Raw genomic sequence first — 15,571 nt, 5'->3', positions numbered from 1 at the left:
AGCAATAGCAACGGGATTGACGTCAGTCGACAGAACAGGTGAAACATCATGAAAACGAGGGTGGAGCGAATTCATGCGTAGTTCAAGGCGATCGGATGTTGATCCCTTTATTGTGATGGATGTCATGGAGGCTGCACGCCGTCTTGAGGACGCTGGTCGCCATGTCATCCACATGGAAGTCGGGCAGCCGGGTACCGGGGCTCCGCGGGCAGCCGCAGTGGCATTAAGTCGGGCCATGGAGAATGACGCGCTGGGGTATACCGTCGCATTGGGTTTGCCAGCTTTGCGCGCGCGGATCGCGAGAATGTATGGTGAGTGGTACGGTATTGATCTGGATCCAAAGCGCGTCGTGATCACACCAGGATCTTCCGGCGGTTTTTTACTCGCATTTACCGCGTTGTTTGATACGGGCGATCGCGTGGGTATCGGCGCACCGGGCTATCCCAGCTATCGCCAGATTCTGCGTGCGTTGGACCTGAAGCCAGTTGACTTGCCGACCGCGCTGGAGAACCGGTACCAACCGGTCCCGCAGGATTTCGCGGCGATGGATCTGGCGGGTCTCCTTGTGGCCTCGCCGGCAAACCCAACCGGTACGATGCTTGACGCGCCGGCGATGCGCGCGCTGATTGACGCCACGCAGGCCCAGGGCGCATCTTTCATTTCGGACGAGATCTATCACGGGATCGAATACGAAGCGAAGGCCGTTACAGCCCTGCAAATCACCAACGAAACCTATGTAATCAACTCATTTTCCAAGTATTTCTCCATGACCGGTTGGCGTGTAGGGTGGATGGTCGTGCCCGAGGATCATGTCCGCATCCTGGAGCGCATTGCGCAGAACATGTTCATCTGTGCACCCCACGCAAGCCAGCTCGCGGCGCTCTCTGCCATGGATGCCGAGGAAGAATTACAGCAGAATATGGAGGTCTACCGCATCAATCGCGCGCTTATGCTCAAAGAGCTTCCCGAGGCAGGGTTTACCAAGATCGCCCCGCCAGATGGGGCTTTTTACGTTTATGCCGATGTTTCTGACATGACAAAAGACAGTCGGGCATTTGCCAATGAAATTCTCCAGACGGCCGGTGTATCTGTGACGCCGGGGCTGGATTTTGATCCAGATCGCGGTCACACCACCTTGCGATTTTCCTATGCGCGCAGCACCGAGGATATCATTGAAGGCCTCGCACGGCTCAAAGTGTTCATGCAGGGGCGCTGAGGGAGTGTTCCCTCGCGGGATTGCTTGCGTTAAGAAGAAGAAAATCAAAAACCGGCAGAGCAGAACATGATCCGGCACATTGTAACACTCGCGGTCTGCCTTTGTATCGGCTTGGTCCCGGCGCGCGCGCAGGACCTCACGGCTGTGGCGCGTGTGGATGCGCAGGCCAGTCAGATCAAGGATGGCTGGTTTGGCAAGACGAACGTCACATTGCATCTGAGCCAGGGCGTGCCTTTTCGCGTTTTCACGCTGGCTGATCCACCCCGACTGGTGATCGACTTTCGCGATGTGGACTGGTCCGGCGTACATGCGTCAGATTTATTGGAGGGGTCATCTGGACTGACAAATGTGCGGTTCGGCAATTTTCAACCCGGCTGGTCCCGTCTGGTGGCAGATATGGCGCATCCGATGTTACCCTTGGAAATTGCCATGAACCTGAATCGGTCCGCCGGAACCGCGGTTCTCTCCTTTACCCTCGAAAAAACCGAAGCAGACGACTTTTTTGCGCGTTCCGGGGCGCCAAAGGACGCGCTGTGGCCGCCGCCTCAAAAGGAGGAGATTGTCGCCCCTCTGGTGGATGATCGGTTTGTCGTGGCGATTGATCCAGGCCACGGGGGCGTCGATCCCGGCGCTGAGCGCGATAACATCAACGAAAAAGAACTGATGCTGCAGTTCGCTTTTGAGTTGCGTGAAGCTCTCTTGCGGTCTGACGTTTCGGACGTGGTTCTCACCCGGGAAAGTGATGTTTTTGTCTCTTTGGAAGGACGCGTTGCGCGCGCGCATCAAGCGGGTGCGGATGTTTTCCTGTCGCTGCATGCAGATGCTCTGAGCGAAGGCGATGCAGAGGGGGCGACGATCTACACGCTTTCTGCCAGGGCAAGCGATACGGCCACCGCGCATCTGGCAGCGCGGCATCATCGGTCTGATATCATTGCAGGCACGGATCTGACGGGATCGGACGATGAGGTCGCGAGTGTGCTGCTTGATCTTGCACGTCAGGAAACAGAGCCCCGTTCAAAAGCGCTTGCGGCGTCCTTGGTCAAAGGCATGACAGAAGCCGGCGGCCCGATGAACCGCAGACCCCTGCGTGAAGCTGGTTTTTCTGTATTGAAATCGGCGGATATTCCATCCGTTCTGGTGGAGGTTGGGTTCCTGTCCAGCGCGCGGGATCTGGACAATCTGCGCGACCCGACGTGGCGCGCAGGAATAATCGGCGGTATGGTGCAGGCCATTGCGGGCTGGCGCGATGCGGACGCGGCAAAACGTCCCTTGGTGCGGCAGTAAACTGCCAGAGGCAAAGAATGGCCGATTTCGCCACTTTTCGTAAGGTTTCGTGTTTTGACGCGGTGGGCGGCACTGCCTATATGTAGGCCAACAAACGGAGAGGCAGCGCGCCGGTGTTCAGATTTATTTTGTCTTTTTTTGGCGGTATCTTCACCACCATCACCATGGCCATCGGCATGGTGGCTCTGACCGTGGGCGCGGTGTTCTGGATGTATGGGCGCGACCTGCCCAGTCATGAGTCCTTGGCACAATATTCGCCCCCCACGATCAGCCGGATTTATTCAGGTCAGGGTCAGATCATTGATGAGTTTGCCAAGGAACGGCGGTTGTTCGCTCCGGCGGAGACCATTCCTGATCTGATCAAACAGGCGTTTATTTCTGCGGAGGACAAAAATTTCTATACCCATGACGGGTATGATCTGCGCGGCATCGGCGCGGCGGCATTTGACGCAGTCAAATCTCGGGGACAAGACGTGCGGGGCGCGTCAACCATAACACAGCAAGTGATGAAGAATTTCCTTTTGTCCGGAGACCGTCAGGCGGAACGCAAGATCAAGGAAATCATTCTCGCGTCGCGACTTGAGGAAACGCTCAGCAAGGAGCGCATTCTCGAACTTTATCTGAACGAGATTTTCCTCGGGCAAAACTCCTATGGGGTTGCTGCGGCTTCCCAGACCTATTTCAACAAGCCGCTGGACGATCTGGCCCCGCATGAGGCCGCATTTCTGGCCTCCCTGCCCAAAGCCCCAAGTGATTACCACCCGGTGCGACAGAAAGACCGTTTGCTAGCAAGGCGCAATTTTGTCCTCAAGGAAATGATGGAGAATGGCTTTATCACGCCGGAAGCTTTGGTCACTGAGTTGAATGCGCCGCTGCGCTCTGTTCAGAACGGTGATTTTGAGAGCTTCAAGTCGGAACTGCCTCCAAGGGATTATTTTACCGACGAAATCCGTCGGCAGTTGACCAGCGACTTCGGCGAGGGCGAATTTTTCACCGGCGGCCTGACGGTTCGCGCCACCATTGATCAGGAAATGCAGCCCATAGCGGCGGAATCCCTGCGCCGGGCGCTGGAAGAATACGACCGCCGTCAGGGCATTTGGCGCGAGACCAGGATCAAGATTGATCCGGCGTTGTTGGACACCGAAGAAAACTGGCGCGCCGCACTCGGTGAGACCAAGATGGCCCGTGACGTTGACCTTGATGGCCCATGGTATCCGGCCGTTGTCCTTTCCGTCGGCAGCAATGACGCGCGGATCGGGATAGAAGGCGTGGCCGAGGACGAAGACGGTCATTTCATAACGGCCAAAGATGTGACTTGGGCGCGTAAGCGGTCACAGGACGGATCGACCGGGCGCACGGCACAGGTTGCGGGCGACCTGCTGGACGTGGGTGATGTCGTTCACGTCCGCGCTATCACATCTGACGAAGATGGCACTTTTGTGCGCTGGACCTTGCGCCAGGTGCCGAGCGTCCAGGGCGGGTTTGTGGCGATGGACGTCAACACGGGCCGGGTCATTTCGATGCAGGGCGGCTTTTCCTACCAATCCAGCGTGTTTAACCGGGCCACACAGGCCAAACGCCAGCCGGGCTCCAGTTTCAAGCCATTTGTCTATGCCGCTGCACTTGACAGCGGGTATTCTCCGGCCACGATCGTGGTGGACGCACCGATCGAAATCAACACCCCCCAAGGGCTTTGGCGTCCACGTAATTCATCGCGTGAATTTTATGGACCGACACCGCTGCGCACCGGTATTGAGCGCTCGCGAAACCTGATGACCATCCGTCTCGCGCAGGAAGTTGGCATGGATGTTGTAGCTGACTATGCGGAACGCTTCGGCGTTTACGACAGGATGGGCACTTTCCTGGCCAATTCACTGGGTTCCGAAGAAACTACTCTTTATCAAATGGTTGCAGCCTACGCGATGTTCGCAAATGGCGGAGAGCGGGTGCAGCCCACGCTCGTGGATCGCGTTCAGGACCGATATGGAACCACGATCTATCGCCACGATCAACGCCTCTGTAACGATTGCCAACTGGCCAGCCTTGATGCGGGCCTACCGCCCCGGATCATCTCCAACCGTGAACAGGTGATGGATCCGATTACGGCCTATCAGCTGACTTCTATGATGCGTGGCGTTGTGGAACGGGGCACGGCCAGTCGCACAGTCAATTTGCCGGTACCGACAGCAGGGAAAACAGGCACCACGAATGAGGCCAAGGACGTCTGGTTCATCGGTTTCACCAGCAACATCGTTGCGGGATGTTACATCGGTTATGATCAGCCGCGCGGCTTGGGCCGTGGCGCGTCCGGGGGTGGGATGTGCGGTCCTGTGTTCCAGCGCTTCATGGAAGAAGCCACCAAAAAATACGGGGGCGGACCGTTTCAGATCCCGCCGGGCGGGAGATTCATCAAGATTGACCGGTTTACCGGTGCGCGACTTGATGACAGCGCCACAGGCGAGGCCGTGGTTGCAGAGTATTTCCGCGAAGGCGAACAGCCGATTTTTGGTATTACCTATGATGGTGGCTTTGCGATGGGGCAGAACTTGCCGTTGTTTGAGGAAGTCGGGCGCCAACAACAGGAAGTCACAACCTCGACCGGGGAAACGACCACCGTTGGTCCAAAGGCTGATTTCGGCACGTTGAGCTCCGGCGGGCTTTATTAGGCCGCAAGCTGGCAAGGCTCTCTTGCCGCTGGTCGGGCACTGGTTTATCACCACGATCAGACCCAACGTCCGAGGCAAGTTGCATGCGCGCTGACGCACAAAATACCGTTGAAAAGATCGAAAAATCTCTGGACCTGCTAGGGCAGAGACTGGATGTCGAAACGGCGTCCTTTCGTCTGGAGGAGTTCAACGCGCGCGTTGAGGATCCAACTCTATGGGACGATCCTGATGCCGCACAAAAACTGATGCGGGACCGTCAGATGTTGGTGGATGCCATGGCAACATATGAGGGCATCAAGCAGGATTTGGCAGATAACATCGAGTTGATCGAGCTTGGTGAAATGGAGGAAGACGAAGAAGTCGTATCTGATGCCGAGGCGGCTCTCAAATCTCTTGAGGCAAATGCGGCCAAGAAAGAGCTGGAGGCGCTGCTTGATGGCGAGGCGGACGGCAATGACACGTTCCTCGAAGTCAATGCCGGGGCAGGGGGTACGGAAAGCTGTGACTGGGCGTCCATGCTGGCCCGGATGTATGTCCGTTGGGCAGAGAAAAAGGGCTACAAGGTTGAATTGCAGGCCGAAAGCGCGGGCGAAGAGGCGGGGATCAAGTCAGCCGTTTACAAAATTACCGGCCTGAACGCATATGGTTGGCTGAAATCGGAAAGTGGCGTGCATCGGCTGGTGCGGATTTCCCCGTTTGATTCAGCCGCCAAGCGGCACACGTCTTTCACGTCTGTTTGGGTCTATCCGGTTGTCGACGACAACATTGATATTGAAGTGAACCCGTCGGACATTCGCATTGATACCTATCGCTCCTCCGGTGCGGGCGGGCAGCATGTGAACACTACGGATTCCGCGGTGCGCATTACCCATGCCCCCACCGGCATTGTTGTTACAAGTTCGGAAAAATCCCAGCACCAAAACCGCGATATTGCGATGAAAGCGCTGAAATCGAGGCTCTATCAAATGGAGCTGGACCGTCGAAATGCAGCCATCAACGAGGCCCATGAAAACAAGGGGGACGCGGGGTGGGGAAACCAGATCAGATCCTACGTTTTGCAGCCTTATCAGATGGTTAAGGACTTGCGCACGAATTACGAAACATCCGACACCAAGGGTGTTTTGGATGGCGATCTTGATGGTCTCATGGCGGCGACCCTGGCCTTGGATGTGTCCGGCAAGAGCCGGGCCGAAGCACAAAGCGGTTGATCATGGACTTCGCTGAGACATCCGCACTCGCGCTGTCAAAAGCACTGGCAACGGGCGAGATCAGCGCCAAAGAACTGATGGCGGCGACCCTTGCACGCATTGATGTCGTGAACAGGGAAGTTAACGCGATAGTCTCGTTGAAACCGGACGACGCGCTTTTGGTCGAGGCGGAAACGGCTGATCAGACTGCGCGCAAAGGCTGGCTCCATGGCATGCCTATTGCCATCAAGGATTTGGCGAATGCCCAAGGGTTTCCGACCTCCAAAGGATCACCGATCTTTGCGGGTCAGATGGCGACGCAGGACGACTTGATGGTCGCGCGATTGCGGGCCGCCGGGGCAATCGTGATCGGTAAGACAAATACCCCCGAATTTGGATTGGGCAGCCATACGTTCAATCCGGTCCATGGCCCTACGAAAAACCCCTATGATACATCCAAATCTGCTGGTGGCTCGTCGGGCGGTGCCGCCGTCGCCTTGGCCACGGGCATGCTCAGCATCGCAGATGGGTCTGACATGATGGGATCCTTGCGAAATCCGGCAGGATGGAACAACGTTTATGGCATGCGACCGACCTGGGGGGTGGTGCCCGCGCATCCCGAGGGGGAGGCTTTCATGAGCCAGCTTTCAACAGACGGTCCAATGGCACGCTCGCCTGCGGATCTTGCCGCGCTGCTGGATACCATGGCGGGTCCGGATCCCAGGGTGCCGATGCCGACGCAAGTTGCACCCACCCTGCCACAAATTGATGCCCGATTCACGGCCCCAAAGGTCGCGTGGCTGGGCGATTGGAGCGGCGCGTTTCCAACAGAAAAAACTGTTCTGACCTTTTGCGAAACGGCATTGGTGGGAATGGAGCAGATGGGCTGGAATATAGAAACGGTTTCGGCTCCGTTTGATGCCGATGCCATGTGGACCAGTTGGATAGATTTGCGCTCATACTTGGTGGCGATGCGCAGGCGCGAGGACTACCGCGACCCAACCAGATGCAATTTGTTAAAGCCCGCGATGATCTGGGAAATCGAGCGTGGCCTGAAAATGCGCGGTGAAACCATCCAGGTCGCCAGCGAAATTCGGTCAGATTGGTTTCGCACTGCAGCCGAGCTGTTTGCGGATTTCGACGTGCTGGTGCTGCCATCCGCACAGCTTTGGCCTTTCGATGTCGGGCTTGAACATCCGATTGAAATCGCGGGCGCGCAAATGGACACTTACCACCGCTGGATGCAGATTGTCGTGCCCGCCAGCCTGATTGGATTGCCGGTCGTCAATTTTCCCATCGGCTTTGGCGCGCAAGGTCTACCCATGGGATTGCAATTGATAGGCAAGCCGGGAAGCGACGGATTTTTGCTTCAGATCGCTCAAAAATGGCATGAAGCCACTGGTTGGCCTCAGAAGAGACCTGCTATGGTATAATAAATCAAGACCAGAGGAGCGAGCATGACAATGGCACCCCCCCCTGAGTTGAAAGTCGGCGCGCCCGGGCTTCGACCGGCCCAATTTGCGGATCTCAAGACGGCGCTTGCACGGGGCGCAAAAGACTTCCGTGCGCATCCCGTCTATGGATTGATCTTCGCAACATTCTACATCGCAGCCGGGTGGGCGATGGTCATGGTCACGGCTCAGACCGGGCATACTTTTTGGTTGGTGCTGGCAGCGATCGGATTTCCCTTGCTTGGACCTTTTGCAGCGGTGGGTTTATACGAAGTGTCGCGGCGGCTGGAGAACGGTCTGTCTATTAACGCAGGTGCCATTTTTGGTGTTATCTGGCATCAGCGCTTGCGCCAGCTCCCCTCGCTCTGCACCATGATGGTTGTAATCTTCATGTTCTGGTTCTTTTTGGGCCATATGATTTTCGCCCTCTTTCTTGGGCTCTCGACAATGACAAATATATCAAGTTCTTACGAGGTGTTCCTCACCTTGAATGGCATCACAATGCTGGCTTTTGGTACGGTCGTGGGCGGCATCTTTGCTCTGCTGATCTATAGCATGTCAGTGATTGGGTTACCGCTCTTGCTGGATCGCGAAATTGATTTCATTACTGCCATGATCACGAGTTTCGGCGCGGTCAAGCAATCTCCCGCCGTGCTGATCTGCTGGGGTATCTTGATTGCGGCCTTGAGTTTCGCCGCAATTCTGCCCGGGTTTCTGGGGCTTTGGCTTGTGCTGCCATGGTTGGGTCACGCGTCATGGCACTTGTACCGCCTACTCATAATCGCACCCTGAGGCTGTTTCCAGTTCTGAACCAAACTAACAGCCAACTCGCCCGATAGCGTATCAAATATAGATACGCCCGTCTGTCACCCGTGATGTCGCTTATTCGGTAAACGTGTCCGGGTCTTCCCGCCCCAAGTCAATGAGCTCTTCTTGAAGACCTTTGGCCTCGGCAAGGCCAGCTTCAAGCGCAAAGATATAGGCGTGGGTCAAATAGAAACCGCGCGCGTCTTCGTCCTGCACAACTCTGGCCGCCTCGGTGTACAACCTCACGAGGGCAGCTTGATCACCCGCTTCATGTGCGACCAGCAGCTGTGCCTCAATTGATGTCATTCTGCCGCTTGCGGCATGTTTCGATGAGCATCCATACGACCGGCCACCCAATCATGAAACAGATGCGTCGGCCCATCCATCACGGGAGAAAACCGCCCGCCATCGAAAGAAATGGCATGGCGCCCGCGCTGCATCCCTTCGACAACAAAAATATCTTCGAGAAAAACATCTTTCCACTGCTGTGCGTTTTTCTCGCGCAACGCCTGGTCTGTATCTGGCGCAGTATAGAAAATATGTACATGTTCCCGCGTCTTTTCCGGGCCCTGAGCTTCCAGAATGATCGCGAAGGTATGATCGCGATGGACCCCAAGCAATACGTTTGGAAACGCTGTGATGTACTCTGCCGCGGTATCCCATTTGTCGCTCAAGCCATCGAAATCCGGAAAGACGCCATTGTCGTTTTCAATCTGGCGATAAACTGATGTCCCTTGGCCGGAAAAAAGGCCCTTTTCCTCAATGTTATAGTGATCTTCCAACCGCGAATAGCTGTTCAATCCGGGGTGTATCCAAGGCAGGTGATAGCTTTCGCAGTAATTCTCTACTGCCAGCTTCCAGTTGCAATTCACATCCAGTGTGAAGCTGCTGTCGGGGCCACCATGATAAATCGGTTTGTCAAACTCAGCCCATCGTTGGAGCAGCGCTGCGTTTGCATCCTCAAATTCAGCGGCGTTTCCGGATACATTGATCCAGACCACGCCCATCCATACGTGACAGCGAACGCTGACAAGACCCAGTAACGCGCGATCAATACCATCATGCGTGTTTTGCCCCGGTCCGCCGACGTGCGGCGTGCTGACCAGTTTGCCTGCGGTTGAATAGCACCAACTGTGGTAGGGGCACCGGATGGCCCCTTCAATCTTGCGCGCCTGCGAAACCAGAATCATACCACGATGACGGCAAATGTTTTGAAAAACACGCACATTGTTCTGTTGATCCCGGATAAGCAGTAGCGGCATACCGAGAAAGCTGAGAGGCACGGCATCGCCGATTTCAGGAACATCAGCCGCTACCGCAAGACCGGCCCAGCCGTCAAAGAGCAACGCCTGTTTTTCCTCGTCAAAAATTGTCGGATCTGTGTAGTGAGTGTTTGGCAGGCCGTTGGCCTTGGCAATCGGGCGACGAACCTGTGACAGATCGGATTGGACACGCTTCATAACAATTCCCCTGCAATCATGCAGCGATCATATTACGCGTGGCGCTTTCCGCAGGGCCCAAAGCGACCCGAGTTTTCCGCAGGCGACATGAAACATCGCATGGGCGTCTAGCGAAATGGGGCGTCCGGTTGCAGGAGCGTTTGGTGAAAGGGCACGAGTTCCTCCAGCGCACAAAATCCCGCGACGCGCGCATGAGGCAATGCGTCGCTGAATTCCGTGCCGATGTATTCGTATACCAACCGCGTCATGCGCCTGCTCAGGGAATTCTCCCGTACCGGCCTGGCCGCATATCCCGCCCAGAAATTATTTTGAAAGGAGGTAACACGGCTCAGATAATTGAACGAAGCTGACATCCCATTGCGGCGCGTCACTGTAGCCGCGACACCGTCCTCAATTGGCGAGATATATCCGCGATATTCCCGCGCTCTGGCTGCCGCTGGAATGCCTTGCATGGCCATGGCATTCTTGGGCTCAAATCCCCGCAAAAAAGTGTTTTCGCCTTGTCTCTTGATAAGAATGACGCCGCGCACGAATTGATCGTCTCTCAGAAAACTGCGACGGGTGAACTGGTAAAAACCACTGGGCAGGATTTCCTCGGAAACCGCTTGCATCATTGGTCCGGTAAACTCCCGCAGGTACTCGCTTGACGCCGGACCCTGGTCCCGTACGACCTGATCAATCGGCTCCAATAGTACGCGTGCATCCACCGAAAAGAAATCACACATGCGCGCAAGAACATCCGGTCGCGGAAAACTCTCGCCGCTCAAATATCGGTTGAATTGCGTTCTATTTATTCCCAACTCGCGCGAAAGTGCTGAAATTGAGGGGTATTTAGCGGCAAGGGTATGCAGGTTTGCGCCAAACATATTGCGCAACTGCGCTGGAGTACGGGCGTTCAAAGGCATGTGTGTCCCTTTGCTGGTCGCTAGGCAAGCATACTACCCAGTATGTTGCATTTGCGCCAATGGTTTCGTTTCGGTTGATATGACTGATGCTAAAGTGCGTCAGTATATGACCTTAATTGTGTCATTCTTAGAGCAGCACGACACAAATTCCAAGCGCTCGGTTCTGTTTTTGCGGCGTGTCGCAGGGTTAACTTATTGGTACGAATGAGGATGCGAAAACAAACGAACACCGACAGGGCAGGACGATAGAGTGGAAGAAAGCATGATCGGCGTGGTCCTTTGGAGCGACATCTCGGACAGAAAAGCCGTCATCTGGTGCGAGGATCAAGGCGATCTGGCTTTTTTGAATTCCCAAAATGAATTCCCGGACTATGAAGCGTTTTTTGATGCTGGTGATGTGGTTCAGTTTGACATGGAAGTCAAAGAAACCATGCGTCACGCACACAATCCACGTCTTGTGGTAGAACGCGCGGGCGCTGCATTGCCGGAAGCATTGCGCGATAGAGCAACGTCCACTGGCAATACCCGCCCAATGGCTCAGATTATCCCCTTTACGCCACGCAAAGTCGACGTGTCCGTCATGCTGCCGCGCGTTTCGGAAGCCTGAGCGCTATTCTCCGCGAGAGAGCGCGGCGACCCCGGTTCTGGCAACATCCGACAGCCCCAGGGGGCGCATCAACTCAGCGAAGGCGTCAATTTTATCGGGCGCACCGGTGATTTCGAAAACAAAGCTCTCCAGCGTGCTGTCCACGACGCTTGCACGGAATATATCCGCGAGCCGCAACGCCTCGACGCGTTTATCGCCGGTGCCGACGACTTTGAACATTGCCAATTCGCGCTCGACAGATGCGCCTTCGACGGTGAGATCATGAACCGCGTGCACTGGCACAATACGCCCTAGTTGCGCCTTTATTTGCTCGATGACCTGTGGCGTGCCAGTGGTGACAATTGTGATGCGACTCAAATGCCCTGTGTGGTCCACTTCCGCGACGGTGAGGCTGTCGATGTTATAACCCCGTCCGGCAAAGAGCCCGATGACCCGTGCCAGAACGCCGGGCTCATTTTCGACAAGAACAGCCAGCGTGTGGCGTTCCTCAACATCTGAGAACGTCGGTCTCAGGTTGTACGCAGAATGGCTGGTAGCGCCTTTTTTGATTTTGAGCGGGGACATATGATGCTCTCCGTTTTTTATTGTTCAAGGTTTTAGTATTGCAGTGTGATTGGCATGTACCCCGGTTTCCCGGTTTTCGTGGTGCTCCAGATTTCGTCAAGATACCAAGCCTGTGCGATGGCAATGCTATCGAGAACAGCGGCGTCATCACCTAGTGAAACTCGGTCTGGTTTCAGCAGGAAGGCGAACGTTACGACCACGCCAGGTTCGTTCAAGAGTTCATAGCTATGAAAAATTACAACGTCGGAACCCAAAAGCACACGATCGCGGTTTTCATAAGTGTAGCCGTCATTGCCGATCACATCCACGAGGTCACGACGTGTTGTTATGCCAAATCGAAACCCTTGTCCGGGAGTGGGGAGGACAGAATGGTTTCGACTATTTTCCATATAGATAATTGGGCCAAAGTTGCGTGTCGTCACTGAAAGATCATGACCACTTGCCATACGGAACTTCGCGTAGCGGTCTGGACCGTTTTCACCCAATGCAACGGCAGCACCTAAGCCTGCTACGGCTGCGGCGTTCGAGCCAATTTTGAGGCCACCAAAACTTTGAGCTGTGGCGTTATGCGCCGCGAACATCAAAAACGCTGCGACGCAACACCATAGGTGGAGGCGTATCACACCATCACCGCACCATCCGATTTGATCACACCTTGGGTTTCTGCCTCGCCCAACAACATTTCATTGTGCGCCTTGCCAGATGGGATCATCGGGAAACAGTTCTCGTGCTTGGTGACCAGACAGTCAAAGATCACGGGCCCATCGTGGTTGAGCATTTCCATGATTGCATCATCCAAATCATCAGCATCTTCGCACAAAATACCCTTGGCCCCAAAGGCCTCAGCCAATTTCACAAAATCGGGCAGGGCTTCTGACCAGCTCTGAGAATAGCGTTCACCATGCAGCAATTCCTGCCACTGGCGCACCATGCCAAGGCGTTCGTTGTTCAGGATGAATTGCTTCACCGGCAGGTTGTATTGAACGGCTGTGCCCATTTCCTGCATGTTCATCAACCAGCTGGCTTCACCGGCGACGTTGATTACCAAAGCTTCAGGGTGGGCCATCTGAACTCCGATCGACGCGGGGAACCCATAGCCCATGGTGCCCAATCCACCCGATGTCATCCAGCGATTGGGGTCCTCAAAGTCGAGATACTGCGCCGCCCACATCTGATGTTGGCCGACTTCGGTGCAAATATAGCGGTCGTGTTGTTTGGTCAGCGCTTCGAGGCGCGCCAAGGCGTGCTGCGGCTTGATCGTCTTTCCCGTCTGTGTGAATTTCAGACAGTCAATCGCTTTCCATTCTTCGATCTGGCGCCACCATTTGGCAAGTGCCTCAGACTCGGTCTTGCGACCACGCGATTTCCAGACTTTGAGAATGTCCTCAAGCACATGCGCCACATCGCCAACAATCGGAATATCTGTCTTGATCACCTTGTTGATCGATGAGGGGTCAATATCGATATGAGCCTTGGTTGATTTCGGACTGAACGCATCGATGCGCCCGGTGATCCGGTCATCAAAGCGTGCGCCGATGTTGATCATAAGATCGCAGTCATGCATCGCCATATTGGCCTGGTAAAGTCCATGCATTCCCAGCATCCCCAACCAGTTTTGACCAGAGGCGGGGTAGGAGCCGAGCCCCATCAGAGTCGAGGTGATTGGAAAACCGGTGGCCTTCACCAGTTCGCGCAAAAGCTGGCTGGCCGCCGGCCCGGAGTTGATTACCCCGCCCCCTGTATAGAAGATCGGCTTTTTGGCTTTTTCAATGGCGGCAACCAGTTCGGTGATCTCATCCATATTGCCTTTCACGCGGGGCTGGTAATGAGACACTGACGGTTTTGGTTCAACATACGTGCCGGTGGCAAATTGAACATCTTTTGGAATGTCAACCAGAACCGGGCCGGGTCGACCTTGCGTGGCCACATGAAAAGCCTCATGCAGAACACTTGAAAGAGCATCTGTTTCCTTGACCAGCCAGTTGTGTTTGGTGCAGGGCCGCGTGATGCCAACAGTATCAGCTTCCTGAAAAGCGTCTGATCCGATCATGAAGGTTGGCACCTGACCGGTCAGAACAACGATCGGGATCGAATCCATCAACGCATCCGTCAGACCGGTGACCGCATTTGTGGCACCCGGGCCAGAGGTCACAAGAACAACGCCTGGCTTGCCAGTCGAGCGCGCATAGCCTTCTGCGGCGTGCACGGCCCCCTGCTCGTGGCGTACCAGAATGTGGCGAATGGCGTTTTGCTGAAAGATCTCGTCATAAATCGGTAGCACGGCGCCTCCAGGATAACCAAAGACGGTGTCCACACCCTGATCAATCAAGGCTTGGACAATCATTTTTGCTCCGGACATTTGCCGTTTCATATCGTTCTTCTCCGTATCGGGCCGCTCTGGGCCTGTTCTGTCGTTTGCGCAAAAAAAAGCCCCCGTTCTGGCGGGGGCGCATGGGTCAGACTATGGTCTACCGTTACCGGCCCATGCGCGAATATCCTAGAATGACGACAAGCGAAGTCATGGTTGGAATGCTCCTTTTAGCTGGCGAGACATTATGTGCGGAGGGAGGAGGCGTCAAGCAGGTTCATACGAAAAATGTGTCGCCAGACAGCAAAAATCGGTCACTTACTTGCGAGAAATGCAGTCCAAACGTAATTTTTGCAAATGAGTGTGGATAAATCCGCCGAGTCTCAGTTACTGCGAAGCTTCGATACTCTGAATGTCTTCGCGGGCGGAGAGGGTGAGCTGCTGCACTTCTTCCGCAAGCGTTTTGAATTCCTGGGCAATGATAGCCAAACCCTTGCCAGCTTCCCCGGCGCGCGAGGCTTCGACAGATGCATTGATCGACATTGAGCGCACGTATTTACCGATCCGCTCGAGCCGACCGAGCCCTTCGCCGAGGCGGGCCGCAGATTGCATGGCGATGTCCAACTGCTGGCTGCGGCCTGCCTCAATCTGGTCCCAGATGGTATCTGTCAATTCCGAAACGGCCTCAAAGAATTCGCCCTGGCCAAAGGCAATGTATGCCTGCAAGGCGTCGCGTGGTACACCATCTTCGGAACTTGCAGCGGTGACCAGAGCATTGGATTTTTCCACCATGCGTTTGATGATACGCATTTGGGCTTCCTGAGCGCTCGCCATCTGCGCGAGCCACGTACTGAGTTCCTCAGGTAAATCAGATAGGGTGGCAGCGCCCTTCAGCACCTCAACGGTTTGAGTCAGGGTTTCTGCCTGCCGTGTCAGGTTGTCGCGCGACATCTGCTGATCGCTATCGGTATGGCCATTTCCCAGCTGGCTGGCATTCAGGGCAATGCGCACGACCAGGGCACGCAGGGTGGCAATCCGATCGATTGCCTTTCGATAAGGCATTTTGTCGATTTTAGATGCGTCTGGCACCACGATATCATTCTGCATATTCATGGC

Annotated in this window: 14 protein-coding genes; 7 read left to right on the top strand and 7 right to left on the bottom strand. The window is 55.2% G+C overall.

What is annotated here, in order from left to right:
• Positions 1–73 precede the first annotated feature (73 nt).
• The 6 genes from R8G34_02175 to R8G34_02150 all read left to right on the top strand — a co-directional run bounded on the left by R8G34_02175 (position 74) and on the right by R8G34_02150 (position 8,596).
• Positions 74–1,216: an aminotransferase class I/II-fold pyridoxal phosphate-dependent enzyme gene (locus tag R8G34_02175; protein MDW3221687.1), complete on the top strand. Its 1,143-nt coding sequence runs from the start codon at positions 74–76 to the stop codon at positions 1,214–1,216.
• Positions 1,217–1,282: 66 nt separating this feature from the next.
• On the top strand, positions 1,283–2,500 hold the full coding sequence (locus R8G34_02170; GenBank protein MDW3221686.1) for an N-acetylmuramoyl-L-alanine amidase: 1,218 nt from the start codon (positions 1,283–1,285) through the stop codon (positions 2,498–2,500).
• A 113-nt stretch (positions 2,501–2,613) separates the two neighbouring features.
• Entirely contained in the window at positions 2,614–5,166 is a 2,553-nt protein-coding gene (locus tag R8G34_02165) for a PBP1A family penicillin-binding protein (protein ID MDW3221685.1), read from the top strand.
• Positions 5,167–5,249: 83 nt separating this feature from the next.
• Complete coding sequence (gene prfB / locus R8G34_02160) at positions 5,250–6,374, top strand: peptide chain release factor 2 (protein ID MDW3221684.1); 1,125 nt, start codon at positions 5,250–5,252, stop codon at positions 6,372–6,374.
• A 2-nt stretch (positions 6,375–6,376) separates the two neighbouring features.
• Entirely contained in the window at positions 6,377–7,786 is a 1,410-nt protein-coding gene (locus tag R8G34_02155) for an amidase (GenBank protein MDW3221683.1), read from the top strand.
• A gap of 24 nt (positions 7,787–7,810) precedes the next feature.
• Positions 7,811–8,596, top strand: coding sequence for a DUF2189 domain-containing protein (locus R8G34_02150; GenBank protein ID MDW3221682.1), 786 nt, complete (start codon positions 7,811–7,813; stop codon positions 8,594–8,596).
• A gap of 90 nt (positions 8,597–8,686) precedes the next feature.
• On the opposite strand, the gene R8G34_02145 is transcribed toward R8G34_02150, so the two are convergent.
• The 3 genes from R8G34_02145 to R8G34_02135 all read right to left on the bottom strand — a co-directional run bounded on the left by R8G34_02145 (position 8,687) and on the right by R8G34_02135 (position 10,976).
• Positions 8,687–8,917: a hypothetical protein gene (locus R8G34_02145; GenBank protein ID MDW3221681.1), complete on the bottom strand. Its 231-nt coding sequence runs from the start codon at positions 8,915–8,917 to the stop codon at positions 8,687–8,689.
• Complete coding sequence (locus R8G34_02140; protein MDW3221680.1) at positions 8,914–10,071, bottom strand: SRPBCC family protein; 1,158 nt, start codon at positions 10,069–10,071, stop codon at positions 8,914–8,916. Before R8G34_02140 ends, R8G34_02145 begins: the two co-directional genes overlap by 4 nt.
• A 107-nt stretch (positions 10,072–10,178) precedes the next feature.
• Positions 10,179–10,976: a helix-turn-helix transcriptional regulator gene (locus R8G34_02135; protein ID MDW3221679.1), complete on the bottom strand. Its 798-nt coding sequence runs from the start codon at positions 10,974–10,976 to the stop codon at positions 10,179–10,181.
• A gap of 250 nt (positions 10,977–11,226) precedes the next feature.
• Here R8G34_02135 and R8G34_02130 point away from each other — a divergent pair, with 250 nt between their 5' ends.
• Positions 11,227–11,583, top strand: coding sequence for a hypothetical protein (locus R8G34_02130; GenBank protein ID MDW3221678.1), 357 nt, complete (start codon positions 11,227–11,229; stop codon positions 11,581–11,583).
• Between the two features lie 3 nt (positions 11,584–11,586).
• Here R8G34_02130 and ilvN read toward each other — a convergent pair whose 3' ends face one another.
• The 4 genes from ilvN to R8G34_02110 all read right to left on the bottom strand — a co-directional run bounded on the left by ilvN (position 11,587) and on the right by R8G34_02110 (position 15,562).
• Positions 11,587–12,147, bottom strand: a complete 561-nt coding sequence (ilvN, locus tag R8G34_02125; protein ID MDW3221677.1) for an acetolactate synthase small subunit — start codon at positions 12,145–12,147, stop codon at positions 11,587–11,589.
• 32 nt (positions 12,148–12,179) lie between these two features.
• Positions 12,180–12,728 (bottom strand): hypothetical protein, encoded by a 549-nt coding sequence (locus tag R8G34_02120; GenBank protein MDW3221676.1) that lies wholly within the window; start codon positions 12,726–12,728, stop codon positions 12,180–12,182.
• A 38-nt stretch (positions 12,729–12,766) separates the two neighbouring features.
• A complete protein-coding gene (locus R8G34_02115) occupies positions 12,767–14,518 on the bottom strand; it encodes an acetolactate synthase 3 large subunit (GenBank protein MDW3221675.1) in 1,752 nt (583 codons plus the stop codon).
• A gap of 324 nt (positions 14,519–14,842) precedes the next feature.
• On the bottom strand, positions 14,843–15,562 hold the full coding sequence (locus R8G34_02110) for a methyl-accepting chemotaxis protein (protein MDW3221674.1): 720 nt from the start codon (positions 15,560–15,562) through the stop codon (positions 14,843–14,845).
• Between the last annotated feature and the right edge of the window lie 9 nt (positions 15,563–15,571).

The sequence above is a fragment of the Paracoccaceae bacterium genome (genome assembly GCA_033344815.1).
Taxonomy (GTDB): domain Bacteria; phylum Pseudomonadota; class Alphaproteobacteria; order Rhodobacterales; family Rhodobacteraceae; genus Roseobacter.
Note: the sequence above shows the minus strand (reverse complement) of the source record. Positions and strands in the feature narration are given on the sequence as shown.